Origin of the sequence: Acetobacter sp. DmW_043 (assembly GCF_002153485.1) — a bacterium.
GTDB classification, from domain to species: domain Bacteria; phylum Pseudomonadota; class Alphaproteobacteria; order Acetobacterales; family Acetobacteraceae; genus Acetobacter; species Acetobacter thailandicus.
This window is the reverse complement of record NZ_JOMN01000016.1, coordinates 19,815-34,587: the sequence shown is the minus strand read 5'-3', so window position 1 is coordinate 34,587 and position 14,773 is coordinate 19,815. Positions and strand designations below refer to the sequence as shown.

Annotated in this window: 15 protein-coding genes; 8 read left to right on the top strand and 7 right to left on the bottom strand. The window is 52.6% G+C overall.

Going from position 1 to position 14,773, the window contains the following annotated elements:
* Positions 1-125 precede the first annotated feature (125 nt).
* Positions 126-749, top strand: coding sequence for a YigZ family protein (locus tag HK11_RS06535; RefSeq protein ID WP_086554545.1), 624 nt, complete (start codon positions 126-128; stop codon positions 747-749).
* Positions 750-757: 8 nt separating this feature from the next.
* On the opposite strand, the gene HK11_RS06530 is transcribed toward HK11_RS06535, so the two are convergent.
* Positions 758-1,156 carry a hypothetical protein gene (locus tag HK11_RS06530; RefSeq protein ID WP_086554544.1) on the bottom strand — a complete coding sequence of 133 codons (399 nt, stop codon included), beginning with the start codon at positions 1,154-1,156 and terminating at the stop codon, positions 758-760.
* Positions 1,157-1,464: 308 nt separating this feature from the next.
* Here HK11_RS06530 and HK11_RS06525 point away from each other — a divergent pair, with 308 nt between their 5' ends.
* The 5 genes from HK11_RS06525 (at position 1,465) to HK11_RS06505 (ending at position 7,371) form a co-directional block, all read left to right on the top strand.
* Complete coding sequence (locus HK11_RS06525; protein WP_086554543.1) at positions 1,465-2,850, top strand: class II 3-deoxy-7-phosphoheptulonate synthase; 1,386 nt, start codon at positions 1,465-1,467, stop codon at positions 2,848-2,850.
* 127 nt (positions 2,851-2,977) lie between these two features.
* On the top strand, positions 2,978-4,156 hold the full coding sequence (locus HK11_RS06520; protein WP_086554639.1) for a nicotinate phosphoribosyltransferase: 1,179 nt from the start codon (positions 2,978-2,980) through the stop codon (positions 4,154-4,156).
* Positions 4,153-4,572 carry a hypothetical protein gene (locus tag HK11_RS06515; protein WP_086554542.1) on the top strand — a complete coding sequence of 140 codons (420 nt, stop codon included), beginning with the start codon at positions 4,153-4,155 and terminating at the stop codon, positions 4,570-4,572. Before HK11_RS06520 ends, HK11_RS06515 begins: the two co-directional genes overlap by 4 nt.
* Positions 4,573-4,629: 57 nt before the next feature.
* Positions 4,630-5,967: a glutamate--tRNA ligase gene (gltX, locus tag HK11_RS06510; RefSeq protein ID WP_086554541.1), complete on the top strand. Its 1,338-nt coding sequence runs from the start codon at positions 4,630-4,632 to the stop codon at positions 5,965-5,967.
* Positions 5,968-6,087: 120 nt separating this feature from the next.
* A complete protein-coding gene (locus HK11_RS06505) occupies positions 6,088-7,371 on the top strand; it encodes a lipoprotein pyruvate-formate lyase (RefSeq protein WP_086554540.1) in 1,284 nt (427 codons plus the stop codon).
* A 6-nt stretch (positions 7,372-7,377) separates the two neighbouring features.
* On the opposite strand, the gene sodC is transcribed toward HK11_RS06505, so the two are convergent.
* The 5 genes from sodC to miaA all read right to left on the bottom strand — a co-directional run bounded on the left by sodC (position 7,378) and on the right by miaA (position 12,575).
* Positions 7,378-7,914: a superoxide dismutase[Cu-Zn] gene (gene sodC, locus HK11_RS06500; RefSeq protein WP_086554539.1), complete on the bottom strand. Its 537-nt coding sequence runs from the start codon at positions 7,912-7,914 to the stop codon at positions 7,378-7,380.
* Positions 7,915-8,034: 120 nt separating this feature from the next.
* Entirely contained in the window at positions 8,035-9,054 is a 1,020-nt protein-coding gene (gene ilvC / locus HK11_RS06495) for a ketol-acid reductoisomerase (protein WP_086554638.1), read from the bottom strand.
* A 70-nt stretch (positions 9,055-9,124) separates the two neighbouring features.
* The gene (gene ilvN / locus HK11_RS06490; RefSeq protein ID WP_086554538.1) at positions 9,125-9,634 is read right to left on the bottom strand and encodes an acetolactate synthase small subunit; all 510 of its coding nucleotides are present in this window, start codon (positions 9,632-9,634) and stop codon (positions 9,125-9,127) included.
* A gap of 70 nt (positions 9,635-9,704) precedes the next feature.
* The gene (ilvB, locus tag HK11_RS06485; protein ID WP_086554537.1) at positions 9,705-11,516 is read right to left on the bottom strand and encodes a biosynthetic-type acetolactate synthase large subunit; all 1,812 of its coding nucleotides are present in this window, start codon (positions 11,514-11,516) and stop codon (positions 9,705-9,707) included.
* Positions 11,517-11,555: 39 nt separating this feature from the next.
* Positions 11,556-12,575 (bottom strand): tRNA (adenosine(37)-N6)-dimethylallyltransferase MiaA, encoded by a 1,020-nt coding sequence (gene miaA, locus HK11_RS06480; protein WP_086554536.1) that lies wholly within the window; start codon positions 12,573-12,575, stop codon positions 11,556-11,558.
* A gap of 28 nt (positions 12,576-12,603) precedes the next feature.
* On the opposite strand from miaA, the gene serB reads away from it, so the two are divergent.
* Positions 12,604-13,491 (top strand): phosphoserine phosphatase SerB, encoded by an 888-nt coding sequence (gene serB, locus HK11_RS06475; RefSeq protein WP_086554535.1) that lies wholly within the window; start codon positions 12,604-12,606, stop codon positions 13,489-13,491.
* Between the two features lie 13 nt (positions 13,492-13,504).
* Complete coding sequence (locus HK11_RS06470) at positions 13,505-13,699, top strand: hypothetical protein (protein ID WP_086554534.1); 195 nt, start codon at positions 13,505-13,507, stop codon at positions 13,697-13,699.
* Positions 13,700-13,707: 8 nt separating this feature from the next.
* Here the strand turns inward: HK11_RS06470 and HK11_RS06465 are convergent, their stop codons facing one another.
* Positions 13,708-14,634, bottom strand: coding sequence for a mitochondrial fission ELM1 family protein (locus HK11_RS06465; protein WP_086554637.1), 927 nt, complete (start codon positions 14,632-14,634; stop codon positions 13,708-13,710).
* Positions 14,635-14,773: the final 139 nt, after the last annotated feature.

Below are 14,773 nucleotides of genomic sequence, written 5' to 3'. Positions count from 1 at the left end.
ATACCCTTTCTGCATACAAAGACTTACACCTCAGGTTTCTGCCATTTCTGCTCACTTTAGGCAATAATGGACCTTCAGCACTCCTCTCTTGTCTGCCCTGCGCCTGCCCTGTTACTCTGCCATCCATGATGCAGACACTGACAGGTCCCTTTGAACGAGAGCAGGAAATTCGCAAAAGCCGGTTCCTGGCACGGGCAGCCCCGGTCAAAACGAGCGATGATGCTGAAAATTTTATTCGTACGATCGCACAATCTGCACCTGAGGCAACCCATCATTGCTGGGCCTGGCAGGTCGGACCTCACTGCCGGTGCCACGATGACGGAGAGCCGTCAGGCACGGCAGGGCGCCCTATTTTGCAGGTTATTACAGCACAGCAGCTTGATTTTGTTGCCGTTGTTGTAACCCGCTGGTTTGGCGGCATTAAACTTGGGGCTGGCGGGCTTATCAGAGCATATAGCGGTGCCGCAGCTGAATGCCTGCGTGAGGCCCCCAAAGAACCAATAATTGAACGTGTCACCCTGACGTTTCATACACCCTTTTCACTGCTCTCTCTGGTGCAGGCACGCCTTCAGAGCTTTACCGAAGACGCACCGGAGACCAGCTTTGACGCACAGGGGGCACAAATGACCCTCACCCTCCCCGAGGCACAGCGCGAGGCTCTCTCAGATCATCTTGCTGATCTGAGTAGCGGGCAGATCTCTGTCAGACTGCTGACTGACGACTTAGAGCACCAGCCCAACAGCGTGTAACGTCGTTATTATCGGTGGGTAACCCATCCGTTACCAGTCGAATCCCCCATAGCGCCATCACCATAAGGCCCGCTGTTCTGGTAAGCCGTACCATATTTTGACAGATCAGAGCCTGTCACTGAATCGCGGTGTACCTTAGCAAGATGATCAGGGTCGGCACCGTGATTAAACTCCATTGACGGTGCGTCCTGATAGCCAGGAGGCAGGCTCCTGTGGCCATGAACCACTTTCTTTTCAGACGTGCGACTCTGGCTTCCTACCCCGGTATTACCCATACCGGCTGAACCAAAGGAAATGTTACCATCAGGAACCATAGGGTCTGCAAAAGCTGCTCCGTGAGGAGCCGCCACAACGCCGAGGCCCATAGCCATCAAAACCAGGTAAGTCTGTTTACGCAGCAGTACCATCAGCCTTTACCTTTATAAAATAAGTTTGTGCCTGTCATTCTGAGGCTGTCAGAAGCCAGACAACTGATGCGCATAGTATCGCACTAACTACAAAAAAAAGCTAATCTGCCAGCAACGGGCAGCCCCGCGTCTGCCTCCGTTATCAGCTTTTTGATAATCATTACATATTTTATGAAAAATTCAGGTTTGCCTATCTCTTCTGTTTTAGACATAAAGGCTACCCCGTGCAGTGATCTCTGATGCTCTGCCGGCCGTTACGCACTATGTTTTAAAATACTGAACCATCAAGAACTGACAGGATAAAGTCCATGACTGCCTCGCGTGTCCAGCCTACCCCTATATCTGCGCCCTGGATGCCGGATAGCTGGCGCTCTTTTCCTGTCAGACAAATGCCTTCTTATCCTGATGCTGCTGCACTGAAAGCTGTTGAAGACCGCCTGAGCTCTTACCCGCCTCTGGTCTTTGCCGGTGAGGTAAGGCGTCTGCGCCGTCAGCTTGCTCTGGCATCCCAGGGGAAAGCCTTTGTCCTTCAGGGCGGCCCCTGTGCCGAAAGCTTCAGCGAATTCAAAGCTGACATTGTACGCGACACCTTCCGTGTATTGCTGCAGATGTCCGTTGTTCTGACCTTCGGCGCAAAAGTACCGGTTGTTAAGCTCGGGCGCATGGCAGGGCAGTTTGCCAAGCCTCGCTCTTCTGACACCGAAACACAAAATGGTGTAACCCTGCCCTCTTACCGTGGCGACACCATTAACGGCCCTGAATTTACAGCAGAAGCCCGTATTCCTGACCCGGTACGTATGGAGACCGGCTACTTCCAGTCGGCTGGCATTCAGAACCTGCTGCGCGCCTTCTCACGCGGTGGTTACGCTAACCTGCATGAAGTGCACCGCTGGAACCTCGGTTTTGTTGAGCGCTCTCCACTGGCCGGTCGTTACCGCGCCACCGCAGAAAAAATCAGCGAAACCCTCTCCTTCATGGAAGCCTGTGGTATTGATGCAGGTTCAGCCCCTCAGATTGACGAGACCGAGTTTTATACCTCTCACGAAGCGCTGCTGCTGCCTTATGAGCAGGCAATGACACGCATCGATTCCACCTCTGATGAATGGTATGACTGCTCAGCCCATTTCATCTGGATTGGCGACCGTACCCGTCAGCCTGATGGAGCGCATGTTGAGTTTTTACGTGGTGTGCGTAACCCGCTTGGCATCAAGGTTGGCCCGACCACCAAAGCAGAAGATCTTGAAAAGCTGCTTGAGCTCCTCAACCCTGAAGACGAAGCCGGCCGTATCACTCTTATCTCACGCATGGGTGCAGATAAAATTGCCGAATATCTTCCCCCTCTTATGCGGGCTGTTAAAAAGACCGGTCGTACGGTTACCTGGCTGACAGACCCCATGCACGGCAACACAACCTCAACAACGCAAAATGTTAAAACACGCTCTTTTGATGCCATTATGCGTGAGGTTAAAGGGTTCTTTGATGTATGCGCCGCTGAAGGGGTACATGCCGGTGGTGTTCATATTGAAATGACTGGCCAGAACGTCACGGAATGCGTGGGAGGCGCGCAATGCCTGACAGAATCTGATCTGGGCGATCGTTATGAAACCTTCTGTGACCCGCGTCTCAATGCTGAGCAGTCTCTCGAACTTGCCTTCCTGATGGCAGAAGAACTGACAGACAAACGTCAGAACTAAAACTCGTTCTGATATTGATAAAACAGAAAGCTCCTGCACTATAGTGTACGGAGCTTTCTGCAAATTGTCAGCTCAGGTTAAAGTGGAGACGTAATAAAAAATGAAACAGTCTTTTACAGATCCTCAGATGACACCCGGAGTAGCCACGGCTGCTGCATCTCAGGCACCATCTGACGCCGGTATTACAGCACGCACAGATTCCTATTTTAATCGTACAAAAGAAATCGTCGGGCATTTTGGCGACTGCCAGGTAACCTACGTCTTTTTTATTCGTCGTCCTGTTATTTCAGCTCCGGGCATTGCTCTGGAATGGCTGAAAAATGTTATGAAGGCCCGTAACGCGCCTTATACCGTTGAACTGATACACCCTGAGGGCGAATGGATCGGTGCGGGTGAGCCTATCATGTACATCACCGGCTCATTTCTGCACCTGGCAGACCTTGAAACCCTGCTTTTACAAAAACTGGGCAGTACCTGCGTTGCGGCACATAATGCCTACCAGATGGCGCTCTCTTTACCCAACACAAAATTCCTCGCCATGGATGCCCGCCACTGTGCAGGTTATGAAATGCAGGAACTTATGGCATATGGTGCCTCGGTTGGCAGCCGGGCTGCACAGAAGGACGGAGCGACTGGTTTTGTTGGCACTGCTAACCATGCCGTAGCTGCCTTTTTTAACACCACACATGGCTTTGGCACCATGCCACACGCCCTGATTGGCTACGCCGGCTCAACCGTACGCGCAGCTGAAATGTTTCATGAAATTTATCCTGAGACAGACCTGACAGTTCTGGTCGATTATTTTGGCCGCGAAGTTACAGATGCTCTGAGCGTATGCAAAAGCTTTCCTGAACTGGCTGAGCAGGGTAAATTAGGCGTCAGACTTGATACGCATGGCGGCCGCTTTATGGAAGGGCTGAACCCACAGGAGTCCTACGCTGTGGTCAACCGGCATGCCCCTGAAGCACTGCGCCGTTACCGCTCTGATACTGAACTGCGCTATCTGATTGGCACCGGTGTTTCTGCCGCGGCCATCTGGCATATGCGTGACGCTCTGGATAATGCTGGCTTTCCAAACGTTAAAATTATCGCATCATCAGGCTTTAACGTGATAAAATGTGCCTGTATGACAGATGCTCACGCACCGGTTGATGTGGTTGGCACCGGCTCGTTCATTCCTGATCAGTGGAATGAAACATATGCAACTGCTGATATCGTCTCTTATAACGGTCAGGAACGTGTCAAAATCGGGCGCGAATTCCTCCTCCCCTCCCTACGCACTTTGCAGAAAGGACCCGGCTCATGACCGAAAACTCCGCTACAGAAGATAAAACATGGCGCGTTCGCATTCTTGACCTGGCCGGCGGTGCTGAGGAAGGTATCAGTGAAGAAGTCGGCGGGTTCCATGACCTGGCGCATGCCAATGCTTTTGCCCGCTGCTATGTGCGTGACAGTATTGAACGCTGCCGGACAGCAGGTGCGTCAGCCAGAGAAGTGCTCGACGCATGGCTCTGCTTTGGTGAAGATGCTATTGTTGTCGACGCAGGTGATGACGCATGGCTGTCAGCCAACGAGCTTGATGACTTCACCGCAACACCGGCTTCGTTTATGGAACGCGACTGGCGTATGCTTGACCCCCGCCGTCTGGTTGATGAAGAGGAGGAGGATTTCTCCGCCTATGCTGATACAGATGATGAGGATTCTGCTACCACACATCATTAAACGCTGGTCGTACGGTCTGTCTGACCAGGCACCATCACTTTATCATACAGAGACTTTATGAAACTTCGTTTTGCTCCCAGCCCTACCGGTATGCTGCATGTCGGCAACGCCCGTCTTGCCATTGCCAACGCCCTGTTTGCCCGCCATCACGGGGGTAAGTTTCAGCTCCGTATTGATGATACTGACACTGAGCGTTCGAAAGAAAGCCATGCTGAAGCTATTCGCACTGACCTTAGCTGGCTTGGCATTACCTGGGATGAAACTTTCAGACAGACAGAACGCCTCGACCGCTATGCCCGGGCCATTGCAAAACTGAAAGCCACCGGGCGCCTTTACCCCTGTTTTGAAAGCGAATACGAGCTCGCTGCAAAACGCGAAATACAGATCCGCCAGCGTCGTCCCCCCATCTATGACCGGGCTATGCTGAAACTGACAGCACAGCAGCGCGCCCAGGCTGAAGCCAATGGCAAAGTGCCTTACTGGCGTTTTCAGCTTTCTGAACGCGTTGTGCGCTGGCAGGACCAGGTCATGGGAGAATGTCAGGTCAAACTGCCTTCGCTCTCTGACCCTGTCTTAGTGCGGACTGATGGCACGGTGCTTTACACCCTCGCCTCTGTTGTTGATGACATGGAGACGGGCATCACACACATTATCCGCGGTGAAGATCACGTCACCAACACCGGGGTGCAGATCGACATTGCAGAGGCACTCGGGGCAAAGCCTGACCACTTTAATTTTGCACATCTGCCCCTGCTGCTTGATGAAAATGGCGGCAAACTGTCAAAACGCTTTGACGCTATGTCTCTGCGTACCCTGCGAACTGACGGAATGGAGCCCGAAGCGCTGGTCGCTTACCTGGCACGCCTGGGCAGCTCTGATGACCCGGTTCTGCTACCGTTTGAAGAGCAGGCACGCGTTTATAATATTTCACACGTCTCCAGATCAGCTGCACGCTTTAACATCCAGCAGCTGCTGAGCCTGAACCACAAATTCCTTGGTCAGCAGCCTTATGAAGCCGTCAGAGAGCATCTGCCCGCAGGCAGTAGTGAAGAATTCTGGCTGGCGATCCGCGGTAATATTGAACTGCTGTCTGAAGCCAGACACTGGTTTAATGTTGTATATGAAGACATTATTCCACCGGTTCAGGAGCCGGAGCAGACTGCCTTCCTGCACCAGGCAGCAACATTTCTTCCCGATGAGCCATGGGACGTGAGCACCTGGAAAACATGGACAGCCACGCTGAAAGAAAAAACCGGTCTTTCAGGTAAAGCTCTTTTTCTTCCACTGCGTCTTGCCCTGACCGGCGAAGAACACGGCCCTGAACTCAAAGACCTGCTGCCTCTTATGGGGCGCAAACGTGCTCTTGCCCGTCTTCTCGCCGGGGCAGAAAACTAAAAAAGTCCAGATATCAGGCACACGCATATGTGCAATACAGTAAAGTGTGCCTGACAATTCTGCACAGCGTGCTTATAGTTTTGAAAAACATAGTGCGCTGCAGGATAACATTCTGATCTGATGACGAAATACTCTCTCAGCCGACGTTCTTTACTGTCTGCCGCCGGAGCAGCCCTTCTCTGGCCCGTGCGGAGCCATGCGCAGGATTTCAACCCTGACATCATTCAGCCCGCTGAGCTTGAAACTCTCAAATGGGCACCGCGGACCCGCACAATCATTCAGAAATTTTTAGAGCAGCATCAGCAACAAAGTGCTTTTGACCGGGTCGGAACCCGTCCTTACATCGTTGTTGACTGGGATAACACTGCCATTGTTGGAAATGTGCAGCTTACCCTATTTTACTACATGCTGGAGCACTTCTCGTTCCTGCTCCCCGCTTATAGTTTTCGCACACTTTTTTCTGGTCATATATCAGGTGAGGCACTGCCGGCACCATTTCTCACGACCGACAAGAAACCTCTCTCTTTGCAGGCTCTTTCAGAAGATTTACTCGAAGATTATCAAACTCTTTTAGCACAGTACAGCCACCGCCCACACCCTCTTCCCCGCAATGAGCTGGTGCAAAACCCTGCTCTTCAGGCCTTTCGTGCACGTATGGCCTTTTTTCACCAGGCACTGATAGCAACCCAGGGTGAAGAAAGTGCACAGCGATGGCTTGTCTCTCTGGCAGCAGGCCAGACACATGCCAGCATACTCGCCGTAAGTCGCGCAGCTTATGAACGTGAGCTTGGGCAATCAATTGGTACCGAAACATGGAATTGCCCGCAAAGTCGCCCGGGCAAAGCCGGAACTGTCAGTGTAACCCTGTCGCAGGGGCTGCGCCTGACACCCGAGATGGCTGATTTTTTTCAGATTATACAGGAATACGGTATAGACCCGGTCATATGCACATCATCATTTGAGGAAAGCACAGCAGCCTTCGCGACTTCTACAGAATATGGCTATAATCTGCCACGTGCATTAATTCTGGGTGCACGCCTCAGCAGTAAAAAAAGTGTGCTTCAGCCTTCAGCTGCCCCAGGATACCCCTTCCCTTACGATGACGGGAAGGTCACTCTGATCCGCACCCATTTTGTGGAAAAGCGTAAAAAAAATCCTCTGATGATCATTGCAGGAGAAGATGGATCTGCTGCACTCCTTAAAGCCTTTCCTGACACACCGTTATGCTGTCTGATTAACCGCAGACAAACACCATCTATGCAGGTTTTTCTGAAAAAAGCTGTAGCTGAACTCAAAACAAACTCGCCGCATTTTCTGCTTCAGGGGCGCGACGAAAATACCGGTGAGTGGCGGCCATCAGCCGCCAGCCTTTACCTGGGCGAAACGACTCCGTCTCTGCCCTGAGCAATACTACTCCCTCAAAACAGCACAGGCCACACGGCCGCCTGCCCCACCAATGGGCTGTGACTGGTAGTCATCAGGATTAGCGTGGATAACCACTGACGCTCCGTCTTTATCAAGTAAAACAGAACGACCACCCTCAGCCGTTTTCAAAGACACCAGAGGAGAATAAAACTCTGCCCGGGCTGAACCATCGTGCCCGACATAAATATTTGGCAAATCACCGGCGTCATTAGCTTTTTCATTCATAAAACCATGTACTACCGGCGTTGTTGCGTGCACATGTCCTCCAGCCGAGGTGAATTTATCAGGTGTGCAACTGCCTTTTTCATGAAAATGCACAGCATGCCAGCCAGGGGTAAGACCACTCACCTCAAGATGAATCAACACACCATGAGGGGCCGGGCGCACCTCAACAGTGCCACGCTCACTACCCTGTGCATCAATAAACTGACCATGAGCGGCACTTTCAGCGTGCGCCACAGCGGGAAAAACAGCAAGACCTGCTATAAGCGCACAAGCCTTTTTGATACGTAATGCCACCATCTTCCTGTCCTTTATTGTCTGATAACCTATTGAATATCATCATAGAACATAAGCCAAGAAAAAACCCTGCCAGGGAGCCCGGCAGGGTTTCATGCAACTCAGGAAACTGCAAAAAACAGTTTAGTTTCTGGTTTTGTCAACCATACGTGACTTTGCAATCCATGGCATCATACCACGCAGTTTTTCGCCAACGGCTTCAATCTGGTGTGCGTCGTTAATTGCGCGTGTGGCTTTAAAGCCAACATTACCAGACTGGTTTTCGAGAATGAAGTTACGAACGAAAGTACCGTTCTGAATATCTGTCAGAATTTCTTTCATAGCTTTTTTGCTTTCAGCCGTGATCACACGCGGACCAGAGACATACTCACCATATTCAGCTGTGTTAGAAATAGAGTAGTTCATGTTGGCAATGCCGCCTTCATAGATCAGATCTACGATCAGCTTCATTTCATGCAGACACTCAAAATAGGCCATTTCAGGGGCATAGCCACCTTCAACCAGTGTTTCAAAGCCAGCACGGATCAGCTCAACCAGGCCACCACACAGAACTGCCTGCTCACCGAACAGATCGGTTTCAACTTCTTCTTTAAAGCTTGTTTCAATCGTGCCGGCACGACCACCACCAATGGCAGAAGCATAAGACAGAGCGATTTCAAGCGCTGCACCTGATTTGTCCTGAGCAATCGCAACAAGACAGGGTACACCACCACCACGCTGATATTCAGAGCGTACTGTGTGGCCAGGACCTTTTGGTGCGATCAGGAACACATCGAGGTCAGGACGGGCTTCAATAATACGGAAGTGAATTGCCAGACCGTGAGCAAAAACCAGAGCCGCACCCTGTTTCAGGTTCTTTTCCAGAGACTCTTTATAAAGAGCGCCCTGCCCTTCGTCAGGTGTCAGCACCATAACAACATCAGCCCATGCAGCGGCTTTGTCTGGTGTCATAACCGTAAAACCAGCATCCTGTGCTTTTTTAACGGCTGATGAACCTTCACGCAGACCGATAACCAGGTCTTTTACACCGCTGTCTTTCAGGTTGTTTGCATGAGCATGGCCCTGACTGCCATAACCAATGACCGCAACTTTTTTAGATTTAATCAGGTTAACGTCTGCATCACGATCATAATAAACGCGCAGTGCCATTCTCTTTTTTCCTGTTCTGGCAGACCCCGATGGTCTGCATTGTTAAGTTGATGCGCCAGTGTTGCTAAATTGTCTGTGGCCCGCGACGAATAGCCGCAACCCCTGTGCGAGACACTTCAGCCAGCCCAAGCGGACGCATAAGCTCAATAAAGCTGTCGAGTTTATCGGTTGAACCTGTGAGTTCAAACACGAAGGAGGATGCAGTTGTATCAACAGCGCGCGCACGAAAAGCCTGAGCTATACGCAGAGCTTCTGTGCGGGCCTCACCATGTGACACAACCTTAATCAGTGCCATTTCACGTGCAACATGCGGCCCCTCAGCTGTGAGGTTCACCACACGCGACACAGGCACCTGACGTTCAATCTGTGCTTCAATCTGACGAATATCAGCCGGTGTGCCTGTTGTGACGACATTCACACGTGACACGAGACCTTCTTCGTCAACCGGTGCAACTGTCAGGCTCCGGATGTTATATCCACGCCCTGAAAACAAACCGATAATACGGGCCAGAGCCCCACTTTCGTTATCTACCAGCAGAGAGATAACTGCAGGACCGGGAATTTCCTTCTGCATATTTAAACTTCCTGAAGTTATAGCTTAGGAAAACATCTGATGCGGCATCAGCAGGCCACAAGATTCGTGCTCAGACAAGAGCCCGGCCTTCACGGGTGACCTGCACGCCACGCTCCTCCTGCTCAGGCCCCAGAATCATCTCATTATGAGCGGCACCCGAAGGAATCATCGGGAAGCAGTTTTCACCCTCTGCCACGCACAGATCAACAACAACAGGGCCAGGATGCGCCAGTGCTTCGCGAATTACGTTATCAAGCTCATCAAGACGGGTTGCCCGCATCCCCTTTGCATGAAAACTTTCAGCCAGTCTGATAAAGTCAGGCAGCGCGTCGCTGTAACTTTCTGAATAACGCGAACCATGCAGAAGCTCCTGCCACTGCCGCACCATACCCATATAATGGTTGTTAATAATGAACAGCTTAACCGGCAGGCGATACTGGGCAATCGTCCCCAGTTCCTGCACATTCATAAGGGTTGAAGCCTCACCGGCAATATCGAGCACCAGAGCGTCTGGGTGGGCTATCTGCGCACCAACAGCCGCAGGCAGACCATACCCCATCGTGCCCAGGCCACCTGATGTCAGCCAGCGGTTAGGGGCGTCAAACTGAAAATACTGTGCAGCCCACATCTGATGCTGCCCGACTTCAGTGCTGACATAGGTCTCGCGTCCCGTCTCACGGGCCAGTTCATAAATCCGACGAATAGCCTGCTGAGGCTTAATCACCGCATCAGGAGTCTGGTCCTGTGAAAAACGCAGACAGTCGAGGCTACGCCAGGCTTCGATCTGCTGCCACCAGGCATCAAGATCATCATTATGTTCATAGGCAGACTGCGCTTCCCACTCTTCGATCATCAGCGCCATGGTGCGGCCGACATCACCAATAATGGGCAGATCAACATGCACAATTTTATTGATCTGAGACGGATCAATATCGACATGAATTTTAAATGAATCGGGAGAGAATGCATCCAAGCGGCCTGTAACACGGTCATCAAAGCGGCTGCCCAGCGCTATCAGAACATCACACCCATGCGTTGCCAGATTCGCCTCATATGTGCCGTGCATGCCCAGCATCCCCAGGAACTGGCTGTCAGTTCCGGGAAATGCTCCCAGCCCCATAAGAGTTGACGTAACAGGAAACCGTGTAAGGCGAGCCAGTTTGCGCAGCGTTTCAGACGCCTGCGGACCAGCATTAATAATACCACCACCAGTATAAAACAGAGGGCGGCGTGCTTTTTTCATTGCAGCCACAGCGGCAGCCACCGCTGCACGCTCCGGGTCCATACGCACTTTACCAGTCCGCGGTGTTACAGCTCCGGCACTGACATAAGGGGCGTCACCAACCATAATATTTTTTGGCAAATCAACAAGAACCGGACCGGGACGACCTGAGCGGGCAATTGCAAATGCTTCATGCAGGGTTTCAGCCAGGGTCTCGGGGTCACGTACCAGATAATTATATTTGGTAACCGGGCGGGTAATACCTGTGGTGTCTGCCTCCTGAAATGCATCGTAGCCAATCAGTGGTGAAGGCACCTGCCCGGACAGACACACCAGCGGGATAGAATCCATCAGTGCATCGAGCAGCCCGGTGACAGCATTTGTCGCACCCGGCCCGCTTGTGACCAGAACAACCCCGACTTTACCTGTTGAGCGTGCATAAGCCTCGGCCGCATGCACAGCAGCCTGCTCATGGCGAACAAGAACATGACGAATAGCATTCTGACGAAACAATGCATCATAAATAGGGAGCACTGCCCCGCCAGGATAGCCGAAAATCACCTCCACACCCTGCTCCTGAAGAGCGCGCATAAGAACTTCCGCTCCGGGGAGAGATGCGGTGTTCTTTGTAGCCGGGTGGGCTGAGGCTGTGTTCGACATAATATTATTCCGTCTTTTCAAATCGGTCTGAGCGCATCTTTAGAGAACTGAAGGGGGAGCGTCAATCCCGTTAATAATAAAAGAAATGATTTCATCTCTTTTTCTTTCCGAAAATTTCTCAAACGGTGGTGTGCACGCATTAAAATCATATGTTCGCTCATCCTCAGCCAGAGCATGATGGGCAAACCACGTCGCCTGACGGCGCGTATAACGCCCGGTTGCCAGCACAGCCAGGCGCATCGCCTCCTCCTCACTGATTTCACCCTGCAGACAGGCTCTCAGTTCCGGCACGCCATGGGCACGCATAGCCGGCAAAGCGGGGTCAAGGTTTTGCGAAAGGAGTGCCTGCACCTCTGCCAGCGCGCCCTGCGCCATCATTTTATCAAAACGCTGTGCAATGCGGGCTCTTAACTCATCACGCGGCGGTAAAAGACGTAATGCGACAAAACGACAGGCGGCAGGCGGCAGGCCGGGCTGCTGCTGCCACCAGGCCAGACTGCGGCCGGTGCTGCGCAGCACCTCCCACGCGCGGCTGACACGTTGCGAATCTGCCGGATGCAAACGCGCAGCCATTTCGGGGTCTGCCTCCATCAGACGGTCATGCAGGGCAGCAGCTCCGTACTCACTGACAAACTCACGGGTTTGCTCACGCACAAGCGGGTCAGAGGGCGGAATTTCAGCAAGCCCTTTAACCAGAGCATTCATATACATCCCGGTACCACCACACAGAATGGGCAGCCGCCCTGCCTGCCAGGCCTCGTTCATGCACTCAAGCGCGCGCTCACGCCACCAGGCCACGCTCCCTTTTTCAGCTGCCGGTAAAACCCCGTATAAACGATGAGGGACAGACGCCTCATCTGCCTCAGCCGGCCGTGCGGTCAGAACTCTCAGTTCTTTATAAACCTGCATCGAATCTGCATTAATGATTGTACCGTGCAGAGCTTTTGCCAGCATAAGCGCCATATCTGACTTACCAGAGCAGGTTGGCCCGGCCACAATCACGGCTGGCAGCCGATACGGTGCGCTCACATCAAAGTTCCATACATCTGCTTGCCTCATACGAGCATTCCTGTCACATTACGGGCAAATGAAAACCCTTGTTCTGACCCTTGTTGCACAACGCGATGCAACGACGCTGAGCGATGACATTATCGCTACGGCGCAGGAGTGCATGCACAGCACGCACTCTCCTTCTGTTCTCTCCCCTGGCGAAGCAGCCGACATTATCTGCCCTGCTGATGCCGCAGAACGGCTGCCGCTTTTACAGGCCGCTCTGGGTGACAAACCAGTTGATGCGGTCCTGACACATCCGGCAGCGCGACGCAAACACCTGCTGGTTTCAGACATGGACAGCACCATTGTCGCCGGTGAAACGCTTGATGACCTGGCAACACATGCTGGTATTGGCGATAAGATTGCCGCTATCACTGCACGCTCCATGAATGGCGAGCTGGACTTTGCCACTGCTCTGCGTGAGCGTGTGGCTCTGCTCAAAGGCTTTCCGGCCTCATTGCTTGAAAAAGCCTGGCAGGATGTGCGCCTCAACGATGGCGCAAAAGCCCTTGTGCAGACAATGCGGGCACACGGCGCCTATACGGCTCTGGTTTCAGGCGGGTTCACTTTTTTTACTGAACGTGTTGCTGCCCTGTGTAATTTTCAGGAAAATCATGCCAATACGCTGCTAAGCGATAACGGTTTTCTGACAGGTGAAACCGGCCAGCCTGTTCTTGGCCCTGACACCAAGCTGCACCTGCTCAACACATTATCACAGCGCCACCACCTAGCCCCCGAGCAGGCTCTGGCTATTGGTGACGGCGCCAATGACCTGCCTATGCTGCAGGCTGCGGGACTTGGCCTGGCCTTTTTTGCCAAACCTGTTGTGCGTGAAAAAATTACAGCGCAGATTAACCACACCTCGCTGCGTACAGCACTTTTTGCCCAGGGCTACCCCGCCTCGGTTTTCCCCGGCCCATAAAGCGTGACAAACGATGCAGTTTAACACCAGCAAATTCTCACGACTTCCTGTAACCCGTATCATTACGGGCACAACCGGCTGTGCGCTGATGTTATACTGCTATCGTTACTACGTCTTACTCCCCCCCGATTCACCCGAGCACGTCATGCGCCATATGGCAGCACTGATTGTCGGTACTATTGTGCTGCTGGGGACCATCTGGGCATAAATCTGTTATCACAGAGCCAGCCGACGGTGCATTTCACCCACCAGCTCCGTTGTGTCATCAAGAGGCTGGACTGCCCATATCTTAGGTAAACGCTGCGCCCTGCTCTCCAGCAGCCTGACACGCCCGGCTTTAACCAGCTCATCCACAAAACGAAAAATACGCCGTGATCTGCCTGGTAAAGGAAAGACCGACACAGGCGCTGTGCCCGCTACAGCTTCTGACACCATAGAAACGCTGTCTGTCGTTACGACGATCTGGTCGGCACAGGCAATCAGCCCTTTATAAGGGTTATCACCTTCACCATTCCAGACCTCTCCTCCCACAGCGTGAACCCGCTCAGTCAGCACGGCCAGTGCTGCGGGGTCTGTGCGCCGCGAGGGTGTTACCATAAGACTGCCCCGGGAATCGGCAGTCGTGACGGCAAGAGCATCCCCAAGACTTGCGGCCTCACGCACACCAAAGCTGAAACGTCCGTTAGACCCGCCCACCAGAGCCGCTGTCAGGGGGCGTGGCAAATGAGCAAAACGAGGCATCCACTCAGCACGCACCTGCTCCAGCACCTCAGGCGTTAACCCATGAAGTGCCGTGCGGCCAAGCAACACGTTCGGCCCGCTTATTTCATCATGTACACAGGCCAGAATAAGATTAAAACGTGACAAAGCCTGTCGCGGATGCTGAATCTGCACAACAGGCAAGCCTGCCACAGCGCTCAGCGCAGCCCCTGCAGCTCCGCCTTTGCCACCAATACTGATAAGCATCTGTGCTGTCTTCTGCGCTTCTTTGACCAGATCAACACCGTTCAGATCAGCAAGACACCTGCGGCTCAGCATCTCAGGGCCACGCAGCAACAAGCGAGATAAACGTGAGGGGCGGACAGGATGAAACGCGCTCTGCCACTCTGCACGCACAGCCAGACCACACGCCTGAGAGCGCATCCCCGCGAAGTCTTCCCCTATAATCAGTGCTGAAACTGACACGATTTTCTCCTCTGGCTAAACATCATACTCTGTGCGGGGTTTAAAATTCTGCCATGTTTGGGCATATAGACAAGACATTCTTCGCTCAAGGCAGACA